Here is a 15532-nt window from a genome sequence, read left to right on the forward strand (position 1 = left end):
GTTAATAAAAACAAAGAGATAAAAAATCTCGAGATAATTAAGGGTTTTTCCTAGTGGGAAAACTCCCTAGATAAAAAATCTCGAGAAAGCAGTATTTTAACGGTAATAAGTGTTGGTCTTTTGATTAAAAGTTTTAACAAGTTCGTTAAGGAGAGAGTTCATGAATAACAAAAAATGGCGCAAAGCTTTACAGCCAAAGGCGATAGCCCTTGCTGCTGTTATGTCTGTTACAAGCGCAAGTGCATTTGCACAAAATTTACCTGATTTAGGTGTCACAAGTGGTGATCCATGGCAGGCGGATTTGTACTACGAGAACCACACTGCAGGACGCGAAGGAGCTGGCTTGTCTAAGTTCCGTAATACTCTTCAATCAGAGATGTCAAAAAATCTTAATGATGGTTGGAGATTCCGCGGTATCTTGCGTGCGACATACGATGGTGTTTATGACCTGAACGACAAAGAGTACGGTAAGAATGCCGGCGGTGCGGTAAATATGGGTAGCTCACTTGGACCAGCACTTGATATGCCTGCAACAACACCATATGGTGAAGGTGCAGTAAACGCCATTAGTGCGATTATGTTGGGCTTGCCGCCAACAAATACTTTTTACAACACAGCTGGTGGACCTACTTCATTTACTGTGCCAGCTGGCGCAACTCTTCCTGACCCTAATAATGTAGGGCAGACAATTCCGCACCCTCTAATTGGTCAAACATTTCCTGTAAATGCTTACCGTGCAAACAACACTAACACCGGTTTACAAGTTCTTGGTGCTGGTTGGCATAATGCTAATGGGGCCGGTACTGGATTGACTTTTGCAGTTCCAGTTCGTCCATGTGATGTTGATTCGCGTGGTTGCCGTGATTTTGGTGGTTACGGCAATAAAAAGACTTCAGAATTAGCGATGCCAGACTTCAATGATCGTCTTGATTTTATTCGTGAAGCTTATGTCACTAAGACATTTGGTATGGATGAAGGTAAGAGTACTTTCTTGAAAGTTGGTAAACAACAGGTTGTTTGGGGTCGTACAGATTTGTTCCGTGTTCTTGATGTAATCAACCCAGTTGATTACTCACGCAACAACATCTATGACGAGTTGCAAGATATTCGTATTCCAATGTGGATCGCACAAGCTGAGTACCGCATGGGTGGTAGCGAAACAATGCAGGATCGTAACTTGTCTGTTGTGTGGAACTTTGACCGTTTCCGTCCTAATAACTTAGGCCAAGGCGGTACACCAAACAGCATTTTGGACGCGGGCAATTTCTTCCGTGCTATGTCTAACTGTTGGGACAACGGTTGTACAGTTGGTAACTTTGGTGTTGCTGGTGCCAACGGTGGTTTATCAACAAACTTTGGACCAGGGCAAATTGGTATTAATAGAGTTGATTTGCCAAATTGGAGCCTCGATAACACTCAGTTAGGTGTGAAATTTGAGGGTGTAACTCAAGAAGGATTGAGTTTCTCACTCAACGCTTTAACTTATCGTTCGCAGTTACCATCATTACGTGGCATGCAAACTCAAGGATCAAACAATCCATTTACAGGCCAAAACACTCAGTTTTTAACTGGTGCAACTATGAATGGTGCTTATCTTCCGTTATTTGAGCTTGTTTACCCACGTGTTAACTTGGTTGGTGGTTCTATGGACTTCCAAGTTGAATCTCTTGGTGCAGCGATGCGTTTAGAGGGTGCATACACAAGTGGTGAAGAGTTTGCAAATACATTGCGTCCAGAGTTGTACTCTAAGAACAACGTATGGCGTTCTGTGATTGGTTTTGACCGTCCAACATTTGTACCGTTCATCAGTACAGAGCGTACCGTGTTGTTCTCAGGTCAGTTGTTCTATCAACACATCTTCAATCATGAAAAAGAAGCGCGTCCATGGGGTATGAGTGGTATGCCTGATTGGGAAAATAACGTCATCGGTACATTATTGATGAAGGCTTTCTTGATGAATGACCGTTTGAGCCCAGAAGTAATCTTTGCTCGTGACTTCCAAGCAAAAGCAAACGTGATTGCTCCTGCTGTTGAGTGGTCAGCAACAGATAACTTGAAGTTCAAGTTTGGTGCAAACGTGAAGTTTGGTACTGAGCAAAATAACTGGCAGTGGAGCTCAGCCCATGCAGCAAATGCTTTGGCACCATTTACTGGCACAGCTGTTCATGGTGGATCTAATCCAGCGCAGCAATGGGATTCTGGTTTAGGTGGCATGGAGCCTCTAGGTCGCTTCCGCGCTGGTCCAATCGGTACAGCGTTTGGCCAGAACGAGATCTTCGCAACAATGCGTTACAAGTTTTAATTTAGGAGTTAATTGATAATGAAAACAAAATTTTCCGCACTTTTTGTTGCTCTACTAACCGCTGGTGCGGTTGGTATGGCAACAGCAGCAACAGAAGCAGACTTAGAAAAATCATTCTTCCCATATAAGAATGGTGTTCCAACTTTTGCTGGTTTAACTGAAGGTACTGTTATTAGTGCCAAGAACGTTGATCAGTTCAAGGATGTGATCGACCCAGCTTTGTTTGACATGATCAAACGCGGTTGGTTAGAAGTGCCTGTTTCTAAAACAACTTCTTTCGATATGAACAAGGCTTATGTTGAAGCTTCTCGCGCCAACATGAACAAGACCAAGCTTGGTGCTAAACCAGGTGAAATCGAAGGCTTTGTTGCGGGCCGTCCATTTTTGGAGGAGCCATCAGCTGCAGATCCACGTGCCGGTGAAAAAATCATGTGGAACTACAAATACGGTGTGAACTGGGGTGACAATGCTGCGATTTATCCTTTCTACTGGAAATATCGCAACATGACGACTGGTCAACTTGAGAAGACTTTGAAGTTAAACCTTCATTTCTTGAACTTTACTCATCGTATTGAGCATGAGCCTAAGCCTGAGGTAACACCAAACCCATCTAAGTTGTTCCGTGGTATTTACATGAATATTTTGGAGCCACAAGATTTGAAGGGTACTCAGTTATTGATTCAACGTTATGAAGATGACACAAAGGCAGACGATGCTTATTTGTATCTAGGTTTCCAACGTCGTGTACGTCGTTTGGCAACTGGTCAAGTAACTGACTCATTCTTGGGTGCAGACTTGATGATTCAAGACTTTGAGGGCTATAACGACCGTTTGTCAGCATATAAATGGAAGTATTTAGAAACAAGAAACGTGTTGATGCCTTTCTACTACCATAACCAATTGAAGTTGGCAGAAGATATGCCTGCTGAAAAAGACGGTTATAAGTTTGTTGATTTTGGTGGTCAAGGTAAGTGTTTCCAAAATATCACTTGGCAGTTACGCAAGGTGTTCGTTGTGGAAGGTTCACCAGTTGATCCAAGCCCAATCAGCAAGCGTCTAATTTACATTGACACTCAAGCTAATACGATCAACCGCAGCGTGATCTACGATAAGAAGGGTGAAATCTGGAAGACATTCACAATTGGTAAGTCACATCCTGACTCACATTTGCCTATCAATAAGGGTTCAGGTATTCCAATTGACGACTCTTTCTCAATGGTTGACTTGCAAGCCAAGCATTGCACAACAGGTCAATTCAAAGGTCAAATTGATCCTAAGTTGAACCCACCACGCATGTTCCAAGTTCAATATATGCGCGGCGGTGACTAATCTAGTTTCTGTGTGAATTTTGGTTGGGTAACCAACCTTAATATTCAGACCCTTAAGAGCTTCGGTTCTTAAGGGTTTTTTCTTGTTACAAAATTGTAAAAATAGAAGAAAATAGCTTAAGTTAACAAAATTAAATAACTGGAGCTATTCGTGAAAAAAGTTCTGGAACCAGAACTCGTTGATTTACGCTCAAAACTAAAATTCTCATTTGAAACTGGTGAGATTTGGTTGGGGGAAAATCGCATGATGCTCATGCACGTGGCTGCGATGGGTGCATTTCGTAATGAGATTATTCAGTCTTTGGGATTGGAGCGTGCCAGAGGTCTATTAGTGCGTCTTGGTTACGCTTCAGGTGTGCGTGATGCTGAGTTAGCGAAAGACCTGCCTAGCAATGATTCGCCTGAAGCAGGCATCATGTTGGGCCCTATGCTGCATTCTTTTAAAGGCATGGTTCGTGTTGAAAAGCGTAAGTTAGAAATGGACATTCCCAATGGAAAATTTGCGGGTGAGTTCATTTGGGAAAATTCATGGGAAGCGCAAACTCATCTTCAGCAGTTTGGCATTGGTCAAGATGCAGAATGCTGGACGCAGGTCGGTTATGCGTCTGGTTATGTATCAACCTGTGTAGGTCGCCCCGTCATTTTTAAAGAAACTAAATGCGTTTGTAAGGGTGATCATCATTGCTATATTGAGGCACGTCTTCTAGAGCATTGGGATGATTCTGAGGATTACTTAAAGTATTACAAGCCTGAGAATATCGCGGGTCGTTTGATTGACTTGCAAGAAGAAGTGGTGAGTTTAAGAGCGTCGCTCAATAAAAAAGCTTTACCAGACAACATCATCGGTGAGTCTGAATCTTTCAAATCTGCACTGGATCTAGCATCAACAGCCGCAGCGAAACCTATCACCGTTTTATTGTTAGGCGAGACGGGGGTTGGTAAAGAAGTGTTTGCGCATTGGATCCATGACAACAGCGATCGAACAGCACAGCCATTTGTGGCATTGAATTGCGCAGCAATCCCCAATGATTTATTGGAATCAGAATTATTTGGTGTTGAAAAAGGAGCTTTTACAGGTGCGCAACAATCAAGGCCGGGTCGTTTTGAAAGAGCCGATGGCGGCACGCTGTTTTTAGATGAGGTTGGCGATTTAACCCCAGCCGCTCAAGTGAAATTGTTGCGTGTTCTTGAAAGTGGTGAGTTAGAGCGTTTGGGTGATATTAAAACGCGCAAAGTGAATGTTCGTTTAGTTGCTGCAACCAATGTGAATTTGCAGCAAGCGGTTAAAGATGGCAAATTCAGAGCCGACTTGTACTATCGTTTGAATGCCTACCCAGTGAATATTCCGCCATTGCGCGATAGAAAAGCAGACATCCCTTTGTTGGTTGAAGCCTTTATCAAGAAATATGCATTGCTTCATAACAAGAGGGTGGTGGGAGTTACAGATAAAGCGATGCGCATGCTCATGAGTTACGACTGGCCAGGAAATATTCGTGAGCTAGAGAATATGATGGAGCGAGGTGTTTTGCTCACTGCTTCTGATGAGTCAATAGAGTTAAAACATCTTTTTGCTGGCGTGGCAGATATCTTTTCTAACGAAGTAGAGTTAAGTCCTCAAGGGCGAGTGGGTTCTCAAAATTTAAAATCAATTGATGTGCTGATAGACGCCATGATCAGAGATGGCATTTCTTTAGAAAATTGTGAGTTAATGCTGATGGAAGCGGCCGTCAAGAAAACTGGAGGAAACATTACCAAGGCCGCTGATTTGTTAGGTGTTACAAGGCGACAAGTGGCCTACCGCCTCGAAAAAGAAGATCAGAAGTAGTGCTCGGCAAGTGCTAAAAATAAGCGCACAATGAGAAACATGACATGCGTATTACAAATTTGTAACGTAGGCGTTACAAGCCTTACAAATTTGTAACTTTTGGGGTGGCGGTGGTCTTAGTGGTTTTCCCTGAATGAGTGGCCTGTAAGCCTTATATATATTGAAATACATCAATATTGGCACGATGTTTGCATTAATCCCTGCGTAAGAATGATATTTTAGTGCAAGACTTCACCTTTATGGAGCAACAGACATGCAAGTTGATTTACAGACCATTGCCTTAAAACCGCTTAGAAACACATTCAAGCACATTGAAAAGCGTTTTGGCGACAAAGTGGCTTCTCGTTACCAAGAGGCCACTTATGACCTTCAACCAACTGATAATTTTCATTACAAACCAACTTGGGATCCTGAGCGCGAGATCCATGACGTGCGTCGCACGAAGATTGTTTTAAAGGATTGGTACGTACTGAAAGATCCACGTCAGTTTTACTACGGTGCTTACACTCAAGCACGTGCTCGTCAGCAAGATGCGATTGAAAAAAGTTTTGACTTTATTGAAGAGCGTGGCTTAGAGAACTCTTTGAACGCTGAAGTCAAGGCGATTGCACTTAAGACATTGATGCCTTTGCGTCATGTGGCTTGGGGTGCAAACATGAATAACAACATGATGGCTGCCTATGCTTATGGTGCAGCACTTAACCAGGCTTGTACTTATGCCAGTTTTGACCATTTAGGTATTGCTCAATATTTGACACGTCTAGGTTTGGCTTTGGGTGATGTAGATGCCCTCAAAGCTGGCAAAGCTTCATGGGAGAAAGATGCTGAGTGGCAGCCACTCCGTCAATTCGTTGAAGAGACATTGGTGACCCGTGATGTGATGGAATTGTTCGTGGCCCAGAACTTTGCTTTGGATGGTTTGCTATACCCATTGGTATACAAAGAAGCCGTGGATGGTGTTTGGGCTGTTAAATCAGGTCCAACCATTGGCATGATGACTGTGTTCATGGCGGATTGGCAAGCTGAAACAGCGAAATGGGTGGATGCTGTTCTTAAAGCCGCGGCTGCTGAATCACCAGAGAACAAAGCTTTATTAAGTGAATGGGCAAGTGCTTGGGCGAAGAAAGCCAAAGCTGCTTTGGTACCGGTTTCGAAAATTGCTTTAGGTGTGGAGGCGGATGCTGCTTTGGCGGACGTTTCTTTTGCGTTACAAGAACGTGCCAAGAAAATTGGTATTGAATTGAATTTCTAATATTTAGAGACGGAGATATAAATCATGGATATGAACGTTAAAAAGAAGTTAGGATTAAAAGAGCGCTACCATTTGATGACGCGCGACCTAGCTTGGGACGCAACTTACCAAAAAGAAGAAGAGATTTATCCACAGTTGGCTTATGAAGGTATCAAGATTCATGACTGGGATAAATGGGAAGATCCATTCCGTTTGACAGTGGATGCTTACTGGAAATACCAAGCTGAAAAAGAGCGCAAGCTTTACGCGATCATTGATGCATTCTCACAAAATAACGGCCACTTAACGGTAACAGATGCGCGTTATGTGAATGCGTTGAAATTATGGTTAAACGGTATTACGCCATTGGAATATGAAGCACACAAAGGTTACTGTCGTTTGGGTCGTGAATTCAAAGGTGTTGGCGCATCAGTTGCTTGCCAGATGCAATCAATTGATGAACTACGTCACGCTCAGACACAGATTCACGCGATGTCTAACTACAACCGCTTCTATAACGGTTTAGATGACTGGCACCATAAAGCTGACCGCATGTGGTACTACTCAGTGCCAAAGTCATTCTTTGAAGATGCACTATCAGCAGGTCCATTTGAGTTCATCACAGCGATTTCATTCTCATTTGAGTATGTATTAACAAACTTGTTATTTGTACCGTTTGTATCAGGTGCTGCATACAACGGTGACATGGCTGCGATGACATTTGGTTTCTCAGCTCAATCTGATGAATCACGCCACATGACTTTAGGTCTTGAAGTGATCAAGTTCATGTTAGAGCAAGATCCACAAAACGTGCCTATCGTTCAGAAGTGGATCGATAAGTGGTGCTGGAGAGGTGTGCGTCTCTTAACGCTTGTTGGCATGATGCAAGATTACATGTTGCCTAAGCGTGTGATGAGCTGGAAAGAAGCTTGGGAGATTTATTTTGAAGGTAACGGTATGGCCTTGTTCAACGACTTGGCTCGTTACGGTATCAAGGTGCCAGAGTATGTAGAGCAAGTTCGTAAAGAAAAAGAACACATCACTCACCAAGCATGGTTGACATTCAACAGCGCTAACTTCTTGACTAACTTCCACACTTGGATTCCAAGTAAGGAAGAGTTGGATTGGTTGGAGGCGAAGTATCCTGATACTTTTGCTAAATACTACCGCCCACGTTTTGAGTACTTCCAGAAGTTGGAAGATGAAGGTAAGCCATTCTTGACAGCAGGTTTACCACTTCTTTGCCAAGTTTGTCAGATTCCTGTGTTCTATACAGAGCCAGATAATCCAACAGAATTGGCTCATGAGGAAGGTACCTACATGGGTGAGAAGTTCCAGTTCTGTTCAAAGCATTGCCATAAGATTTTTGATGATGAGCCAGAGAAGTATGTTCAAGCTTGGTTGCCAGTACATCAGATTTTCCAAGGTAATAACTTCCTAGAGGGAACCGACCCAACGGTTGAAGGTTTCAATCCAATCAAAGCGGTGGCTGACTACTATGACATCGATTGGGGACGTGAAAACGGGCCATTCGTTGGATCTGAAGATCAGAAGAACTTCGCGCAGTGGCGTGATCAAACAACCAAAAACTAATAGGAGGATTTATGGCAGTAGCAGCAATTTCAGAATATAAATTCTCCTCAAGAGATTCGATGGATAAATTCCATGGCAATCAATTGTTGTACGTTGGTTGGGATAAGCATTTGATGTTTTACGGCACAGCTGCTTTTCCATTGCCACCAGCAATGAAGTTCAGTGATTTATTCGCAGGCCCTTTAGCGCAGTACTACGGTGCACATCCGGATTTCGCTAAGATCGATTGGTCGAAAGTGACTTGGTTAAATGGCAATAAGCCATTTCAACCAGACTACGATAAATCATTGGCTGAAAATGGTATTGGCCATAAAGATTGTTTGCGTTTTCAAACACCTGGACTAGATGGTTTATTTGGAATTTGTTTCTAAGAACTTGAATTGCAATAGATAAAAAAGGCGCTGTAAGCGCCTTTTTTATTAACCACGATGAATTGATTATTGGCATAAAGGACTCAGGGAAATGCCTATTTCAGAGGCGCTAAAATCCTGTTTTAATGGAGTTTTGCTGAAAATTAACATAGGAATTGCCTGAGATGTCTGAAAGAACCAAATATTTACTCGATGAATCCCAAATGCCTAAATCCTGGTACAACATCCAGGCTGATTTACCCAAGGCATTGCCTCCTGTGTTACATCCTGGAACCATGCAACCCGTAGGGCCGGATGATTTAGCGCCTTTATTTCCGATGGAGTTAATTCTCCAAGAAGTGAGTACCGAAAGAGACATCGAAATTCCTCAACCGGTTCAAGATATTTATAAGCTGTGGCGACCAGCGCCGATGTACCGCGCACATCGCTTAGAAAAAGCTTTGGGCACACCAGCAAAAATTTTCTATAAGTACGAGGGCGTGAGTCCTGCTGGTAGCCACAAACCTAATACGGCAGTGCCACAAGCTTTTTACAATGCGCAAGAAGGGGTTAAGAAGTTAACCACTGAAACTGGAGCGGGCCAATGGGGCACTTCAATTTCTTTTGCCGGCAATATTTTTGGTCTGGAAGTTTTGGTGTTTCAAGTGCGTGTTTCTTACGATCAAAAGCCATATCGTCGTGCCGTGATGGAAACTTATGGCGCACGTTGCGTGGCGTCCCCATCTCAAGAAACTGTTTATGGACGTCAAGTGCTGGCAGAAAGACCTGATCATCCTGGCAGTTTAGGGATTGCTATTTCTGAAGCGGTTGAATTGGCAGCTCAAAGAGATGACACCAAATACGCTCTCGGATCAGTCTTGAATCACGTTCTTTTGCATCAGACGGTCACAGGTATTGAAACGATTCAGCAGTTAGAGATGGCCGATGTTCAAGCGGATGTGGTGGTGGGTTGTACGGGCGGCGGCTCAAACTTTGCGGGTATTGCTTTCCCATTCATCGGTCAAGGTTTGCGTGGTGGCAAGATGCCAAGAATTGTGGCTGTTGAGCCAGCAGCTTGTCCATCATTAACGCGTGGTAAGTATGCCTATGACTTTGGTGATACAGCTCATTTGACACCACTAACAAAAATGCATACCTTGGGTTCAACCTTTACGCCACCAGGTTTCCATGCCGGTGGTTTGCGTTATCACGGCATGGCACCATTGGTTTCTCATGTGAAGGAGTTGGGTTTGATCGAAGCAACTTCATACACGCAAGGTGAGTGTTTTGCTGCAGGCGTTTTATTTGCTCGTGCAGAAGGCATTGTGCCTGCACCAGAGGCCAATCACGCTGTTAAGGGAGCAATTGAAGAAGCACTTCGCTGCAAGAGAGAAGGTCGCAGTGAAACCATTGTCTTCAATCTATGTGGTCATGGTCACTTTGACATGGTGGCTTACCAGAAATACTTTGCTGGCGAGTTAACCGATGAGCAATACGATGAAAAAGAGTTAGCAATGGCATTGTCTGGATTACCTTCAGTACCATCAAATCTCTGATTTTTTACAGCTCTCAAAAAAGGGTCACTTCATGGTGACCCTTTTTTATTGGGTTTGGTAATTCAGGGGCTGACTTGTTGAAAATCTGATTTAGTTAGTCACTCAGATGACATTGTGGGTACAGGGTTTTCAGGCAATATATATCTCTGTGTTTAGGGGAAATTCTGATTGATTTAAGGGTGTATAAGTATCACAATCAGAAGGCTAAACATATGTGTTAATTGGTTCTTAAAAATATCTTTTTTTAAGAAAATAATGAGGAGAATTAAGATGGCAATGACAGGCGTATTAAGACCAGGTCACGCACAAATTCGCGTATTGGATTTGGAAGAGGCATTACATTTTTATAGAAATGTTTTAGGTTTGGTGGAAACAGGTAAAGATGCTACTGGTCGTCATTACTTCAAAGGTTGGGATGAGCGCGATCATCACAGTGTGATCATTCGTCAAGCGGACCGTGCCGGTATTGATTTCTTTGGCTTTAGAGTTTTGGATGTAGCAACACTGAATCAATTAGAAAAAGATTTAAATGCTTACGGTGTTAAAACTGAGCGTATTCCAGCGGGTGAATTATTAGAAACAGGTGAGCGTGTGCGTTTCCAAGCGCCTACAGGTCACTTCTTTGAGTTGTACGCAGAGAAAACCCACGTTGGCAATGGTTCTGGTTTAGTGAATCCTGCTCCATGGAATCCTAAGACAGCTGAACATGGCATTGCACCGATTCGCATGGATCACTGCTTACTTTATGGTCCTAATATTCAGGCTAATAAAGACTTGTTCACAAAAGTATTGGGTTTTAGGGTGGTTGAGTATGTCATGGCACCAGATGGCGAACACACAGCGGCTTTCTTCATGAGTTGTTCTCATAAGGCTCATGATATTGCTTTTGTAGAGCATCCAGAGCCAGGTAAATTGCATCATATTTCTTATCGCTTAGAGTCATGGGAGCGAGTGCTGCGTGCTGCTGACATCATTGGCATGAACAAGGTGCCTGTAGACATCAGTCCAACACGTCACGGTGTGACTCGCGGCACAACAATCTATGCCTGGGATCCATCGGGTAACCGCTTTGAAACATTCTGTGGCAGCTATGAGCCATACCCAGATTGGGAGCCAATCAAGTGGACGTTTGATGAGTTTGGTTATGGTTTAGACCATACAACAGGTAAATTGCATGAGTCATTCTTGACCATCGTTAGTTAAATCTTGTTTATTTAATAGTCAGATCGGTCACTTGGTGTTTTACTGAGTGACCATTTTTTTTAAAGGTTTTAAATGACAACATCCAATCAAGAGCGTGAATTGGTCGTCATGGTTGGCGCCACCGGTGCATTAGGTGAAACAGTTGCTCGACGCTTAGTTGAATCTGGATTGCATTTGTTAGCAGTCGGTCGCTCAGAAGATGATTTGAAAAAATTAGTGAATAGCTCAGAGCACATGAGTTATTGCATTGCTGATATTGGTGATGATTCTGCCATTGAAAAAATCAAAGCGGTTGTCACTAAAATGAACCGCACGGTGCGCATGGTGGTTCATGCGGCGGGTGTTCCAGTGGCGGGTGGTGTTCTTGAGGCGAATCCCTTGGCGCTGTCACAGGCAATCAATATCAAAGCTGGCGGCATGATGCGTTTACAGCGTGCTGTGGATTCACATTTGGTGCGTGGTTCACGTTTGGTGGCAGTGGGTGGACATTATGGTTTTGAGCCCACGGCCTATGCTGCTACAGCAGGTGTGGCCAATGCGGGATTGACTAATTTGATGCGTCAGTTCAGTTGGGCTTTAGGTGCTCGAGGCATCACTGCCCATCTGGTGGCCCCAGGACCGGCAGATACTGAACGTTTACGCAATGTGGCCAATACCCGTGCTGCCCAACGTGGCATTTCAGTTGAAGAAGTGTTTGATGAATTGAAAGAAGAATCTGCGATTCATGCCTTCACAACTCCGCAGCAAGTGGCTTGGGGTATTTGCCTGTTATTAGCTCCTGAGGCCGATGCCATGGCAGGATCATCACTGATGTTGGATTCAGGGCGTCGTCGAGGTTTACCTTAATTTTAAAAATTAGATAATCACTATAAGGAATAATTATGCCAGTAGCTCATATCAATATTTTGCAGGGGCATTCTAAAGAGACATTGAAGAATGTTATTCGTGATGTTTCTCAAGTCATCGTTGATGTTTTATCTGCACCCAAGGATCGGCTTGAGGTTTGGGTCACTGAAATAGATCCTGATCTTTGGGGCATAGAGGGCCAGCCAGCCAGTGAGGTTTTGAAAGTCAAACCGCGTGGCCAAGTTGAAATGCCATATGTGGAAATGGTGTTGATGGAGGGGCGCTCTCCTGAACAACACCATCAGGTGATTGAAGGTGTGACCAATGCATTAGCTCAGCACTTAGGAACTGATAAAAATCGTATCCGTGTTCACATCGCTAATTGCAAGCCTGATAATTGGGGTATTGGTGGTGTTGCTGCAGCTATCTTGCGTAAAGCTGAGATAGAGGCCAGAGCCAAAGCCGCTTCATAAGCTATTTTTCCAAAACTTGATGATGAGAGAACAGTGATGGCATCTTCAGATTTAATTGAATCATTGTCAGCCAGCCTTTGGCTGGCTGAGCAAACTCAAACGCCCATTGAGACTTTGACATCTGTTCACCCTCATCTCACCATTGAAGATGCGTATGCAATACAGGCGGCGACTTTGCGTCGTCGCTCGAGCAGTGCGGTCGGCTTTAAGTTAGGTTACACCAGCGCTGCTATGCGAGCGCAAATGAATATCGCCCAACCCAATTACGGTGTTCTTACCAAAGATCATTTACTAGATCATCAAGAAGGTGCTTTAGATGGGTATATTCCTTTTGGTGAATTAATTCATCCTCTGGTTGAGCCAGAAATAGCGATCCTGATTAATCAAGAGATCTCAGGGGCGGGGCACACTCGCCACACCATTGAGAGTCATGTTGAGGCGGTGATGCCAGCTTTAGAAGTCGTTGATACACGCTACAAAGAGTATAAGTTTTCTTTGGCTGATAACATTTCTGATAATAGCTCTGGAGCCCGGGTGGTTTTAGGAGCTCCAAAGAAATTAGCGCAAGTGGATGATCTTCGTTTGAGCGGTGTTTTATTGTGGTCTGAAGGCCACACTTTAGATACAGGTATTGGCGCCAATTCGATGGGTGATCCTTTGGCATCGATTGCATGGTTGGCTAATTTCTTGGCTCAACAAGAGTTAAGTATTCCAGCCGGATCAATCATCATGACTGGTGGTTTAACCAAAGCTCATCCAGCCAAATCCCAGCAAACATTCTTGGCTGAATTTGGTGGTCTAGGATATGTGAAAGCATATTTTTCTTAAGTGATTGTGGTTGAAGTAAAGTCTTTTTAACGTGGTTTAAATTCAACAAAGAAAACAAAATGCTCACCAAAGATTTAATGGAAAAAACCATTCGAGACTATTTTGATGCTTGCAATACAGGAAGCTCAGAAGCTGTTCAAGCTTACTTCACTGAAGATGGCACTCATTACTTTCCAGAGGGCAGTCCCTTTGGCGTTTTGAAGGGGTCTGTTGCTATTGGCGATTGTTGGGCCAAGTGTGTGGCTGAGATTGGTTCTTTTTGGACAGTTGATAATTTTGTGGGTGATCCGCAAACTGGTAAGGCTGTGATTGAGTGGACCCACTTCAAGAAAAAGATTGGTCAAGTGTTGCGAGGTGATGAGTGGTATCAATTCACGCCTGATGGCAAGATTCAAGAGATCAGAGCTTACTATGCAAGCCCCACTCATCCGGGAGTGGTCGAGCATAAAATCGGGGGCTTCGATTATGCTGGCCGTGGCTATCCACTGGATATCGAGAAGAAATAAAAAACCGGTGTTAGCTATTGCTAAAACCGGTTTAATTCAAATAAAAACTAAATTAGAAGTAAAACAATAAATCTGCTGAGATAGTTGTTTGTTGATTATCTGTTGCAGTAGGTGGACCTGCATGAGGTACATTGCCAAAGAATTTTACACCGCCTTGAGTTGTTTTTGCCCAATCATGTCTGAGCTCTGGTCTTAAAACCAAATTTTTATTGAGATCAATATTGGCGCCAAGCGTCACTGCTTGTACAGTGGCCCCAGGCGTGCCCAAAGGTGTCAAAGCAAAGCCTTGAGGGTCTTTAAAGATTTCATAGCGCAGGCCATAACGAATTGTTTCTGATGCTTTATAAGTCAGGTGACCGTTGAAACCTTTATAAGTGGCACCAGTAAATGGTACGCATGCATCCGGATTGAGGATATAGCAGGCATCACCAGATCCTTCTTGTTTGCCATGCATGATTTCACCAGCCACTTTCCATTGGGCATTCGGTGAAAATCCAGCCACAAGTGAATGCTGCTCTCTTCTTTGACCTGTGGATGCCACGATAGGGTGATTAGGGTACCAAGTCATCGCCTCGCTTGAACGAGATGAATCGGTTTGTTCATCACCCGCTATGTAGCTATACGAAATGAACTTTGACATGTCGTTGCTTCTCCAGCGCAAAACACCAAAAACGTTATTGCTGTTGTTGTTATCACGTCCGATCTGATAGCCTTTGCCGAAACCAAATTCACCAAGCAACATGCCGTATTGATTACGGACTAAATTTGTTGAAATTTGAGAACCAATGATTTGGTCAATTTGAGAAACCAAGGCATAAGTTCTTGAGTAGAAGAAGTTAGGGGCTTGACGCCATGAAGGCGGGATTTCATAACCCAAATTCACCCCAAAGCGACCAGCAGTGACCGCTGTTCCAAGACCAATGGGTGCATACGCTTGAACATAAACCATTGGGAATGATAAGTAATTCATGTGATTGGCATTAGGAGGAAGTCCGGGAGCTCCTTGATTGCGGTTCCAGGTATTTTCAATGCCATTGGCGGCAGACATCAGGCCATCACGACCGTAATGCAAGTCTGCTCTAAATCCCCATGAATACTTTTCTGACATAGGGCCTGGCAAGGGTGTAATTCTTGGGATGAAATTGGCTTCTGGCAATTTCTCAATGGCCAGAATCATGCCATTGAATTGAGGGCCTTCATCCGATGGACCTGGAATCGTATTGGAACGTGATTTTTTCTTATCAGCTGATGACGTGACATCGTTCATAGAGTAGCCAGCTTGCATTAAGCCAAATACTGTAGCGCCAGTAGCTTCTTTAATCGCTTTACCTGCAGAGGTATCTGCCAAAAGAAATGGGCCATCTGTATTGGTGGCGCCATCGACCTTGGGTTGAGCCGTAGCAATGCTTGAGGCCGCCAATAAATAAATGGCCAGTTGGCTAAGGGCTAATTTTTTGAAGTGAGAATGTTTCATGCATTTCCTTATATAAA

13 protein-coding genes are annotated in these 15532 nt (G+C 43.6%); 12 read left to right on the plus strand and 1 reads right to left on the minus strand.

The features are described 5' to 3' along the window. The first annotated feature begins 160 nt into the window (after positions 1 to 160). The 12 genes from AOC33_RS03040 (at position 161) to AOC33_RS03095 (ending at position 14041) form a co-directional block, all read left to right on the plus strand. Positions 161 to 2302: a DUF1302 family protein gene (locus AOC33_RS03040; protein WP_089515105.1), complete on the plus strand. Its 2142-nt coding sequence runs from the start codon at positions 161 to 163 to the stop codon at positions 2300 to 2302. Between the two features lie 18 nt (positions 2303 to 2320). Continuing rightward, on the plus strand, positions 2321 to 3631 hold the full coding sequence (locus AOC33_RS03045) for a DUF1329 domain-containing protein (RefSeq protein ID WP_089515106.1): 1311 nt from the start codon (positions 2321 to 2323) through the stop codon (positions 3629 to 3631). A 150-nt stretch (positions 3632 to 3781) separates the two neighbouring features. After that, on the plus strand, positions 3782 to 5455 hold the full coding sequence (locus AOC33_RS03050; RefSeq protein ID WP_245835571.1) for a sigma-54-dependent Fis family transcriptional regulator: 1674 nt from the start codon (positions 3782 to 3784) through the stop codon (positions 5453 to 5455). A gap of 253 nt (positions 5456 to 5708) precedes the next feature. Next, positions 5709 to 6707 (plus strand): ferritin family protein, encoded by a 999-nt coding sequence (locus AOC33_RS03055; protein WP_089515108.1) that lies wholly within the window; start codon positions 5709 to 5711, stop codon positions 6705 to 6707. A 24-nt stretch (positions 6708 to 6731) separates the two neighbouring features. Then, entirely contained in the window at positions 6732 to 8279 is a 1548-nt protein-coding gene (locus AOC33_RS03060; protein WP_089515109.1) for a YHS domain-containing protein, read from the plus strand. A gap of 11 nt (positions 8280 to 8290) precedes the next feature. Next, positions 8291 to 8650 (plus strand): phenol hydroxylase subunit P4, encoded by a 360-nt coding sequence (locus tag AOC33_RS03065; RefSeq protein ID WP_089515110.1) that lies wholly within the window; start codon positions 8291 to 8293, stop codon positions 8648 to 8650. Positions 8651 to 8814: 164 nt separating this feature from the next. Then, complete coding sequence (locus AOC33_RS03070) at positions 8815 to 10185, plus strand: TrpB-like pyridoxal phosphate-dependent enzyme (protein ID WP_089515111.1); 1371 nt, start codon at positions 8815 to 8817, stop codon at positions 10183 to 10185. Between the two features lie 270 nt (positions 10186 to 10455). After that, positions 10456 to 11388: a catechol 2,3-dioxygenase gene (locus AOC33_RS03075; protein WP_089515112.1), complete on the plus strand. Its 933-nt coding sequence runs from the start codon at positions 10456 to 10458 to the stop codon at positions 11386 to 11388. Between the two features lie 72 nt (positions 11389 to 11460). Further along, positions 11461 to 12234, plus strand: a complete 774-nt coding sequence (locus AOC33_RS03080; RefSeq protein WP_089515113.1) for an SDR family oxidoreductase — start codon at positions 11461 to 11463, stop codon at positions 12232 to 12234. A 35-nt stretch (positions 12235 to 12269) separates the two neighbouring features. Beyond that, complete coding sequence (locus AOC33_RS03085) at positions 12270 to 12707, plus strand: tautomerase family protein (protein ID WP_089515114.1); 438 nt, start codon at positions 12270 to 12272, stop codon at positions 12705 to 12707. Positions 12708 to 12743: 36 nt separating this feature from the next. Then, entirely contained in the window at positions 12744 to 13535 is a 792-nt protein-coding gene (locus AOC33_RS03090) for a 2-keto-4-pentenoate hydratase (protein ID WP_089515115.1), read from the plus strand. A 77-nt stretch (positions 13536 to 13612) separates the two neighbouring features. Next, on the plus strand, positions 13613 to 14041 hold the full coding sequence (locus AOC33_RS03095) for a nuclear transport factor 2 family protein (RefSeq protein ID WP_089515573.1): 429 nt from the start codon (positions 13613 to 13615) through the stop codon (positions 14039 to 14041). 52 nt (positions 14042 to 14093) lie between these two features. On the opposite strand, the gene AOC33_RS03100 is transcribed toward AOC33_RS03095, so the two are convergent. Beyond that, positions 14094 to 15515 carry an outer membrane beta-barrel protein gene (locus AOC33_RS03100; RefSeq protein ID WP_089515116.1) on the minus strand — a complete coding sequence of 474 codons (1422 nt, stop codon included), beginning with the start codon at positions 15513 to 15515 and terminating at the stop codon, positions 14094 to 14096. Positions 15516 to 15532 lie beyond the last annotated feature (17 nt).

The sequence above is a fragment of the Polynucleobacter cosmopolitanus genome (assembly GCF_002224225.1).
In the GTDB taxonomy this organism is placed as follows: Bacteria; Pseudomonadota; Gammaproteobacteria; order Burkholderiales; family Burkholderiaceae; genus Polynucleobacter; species Polynucleobacter cosmopolitanus.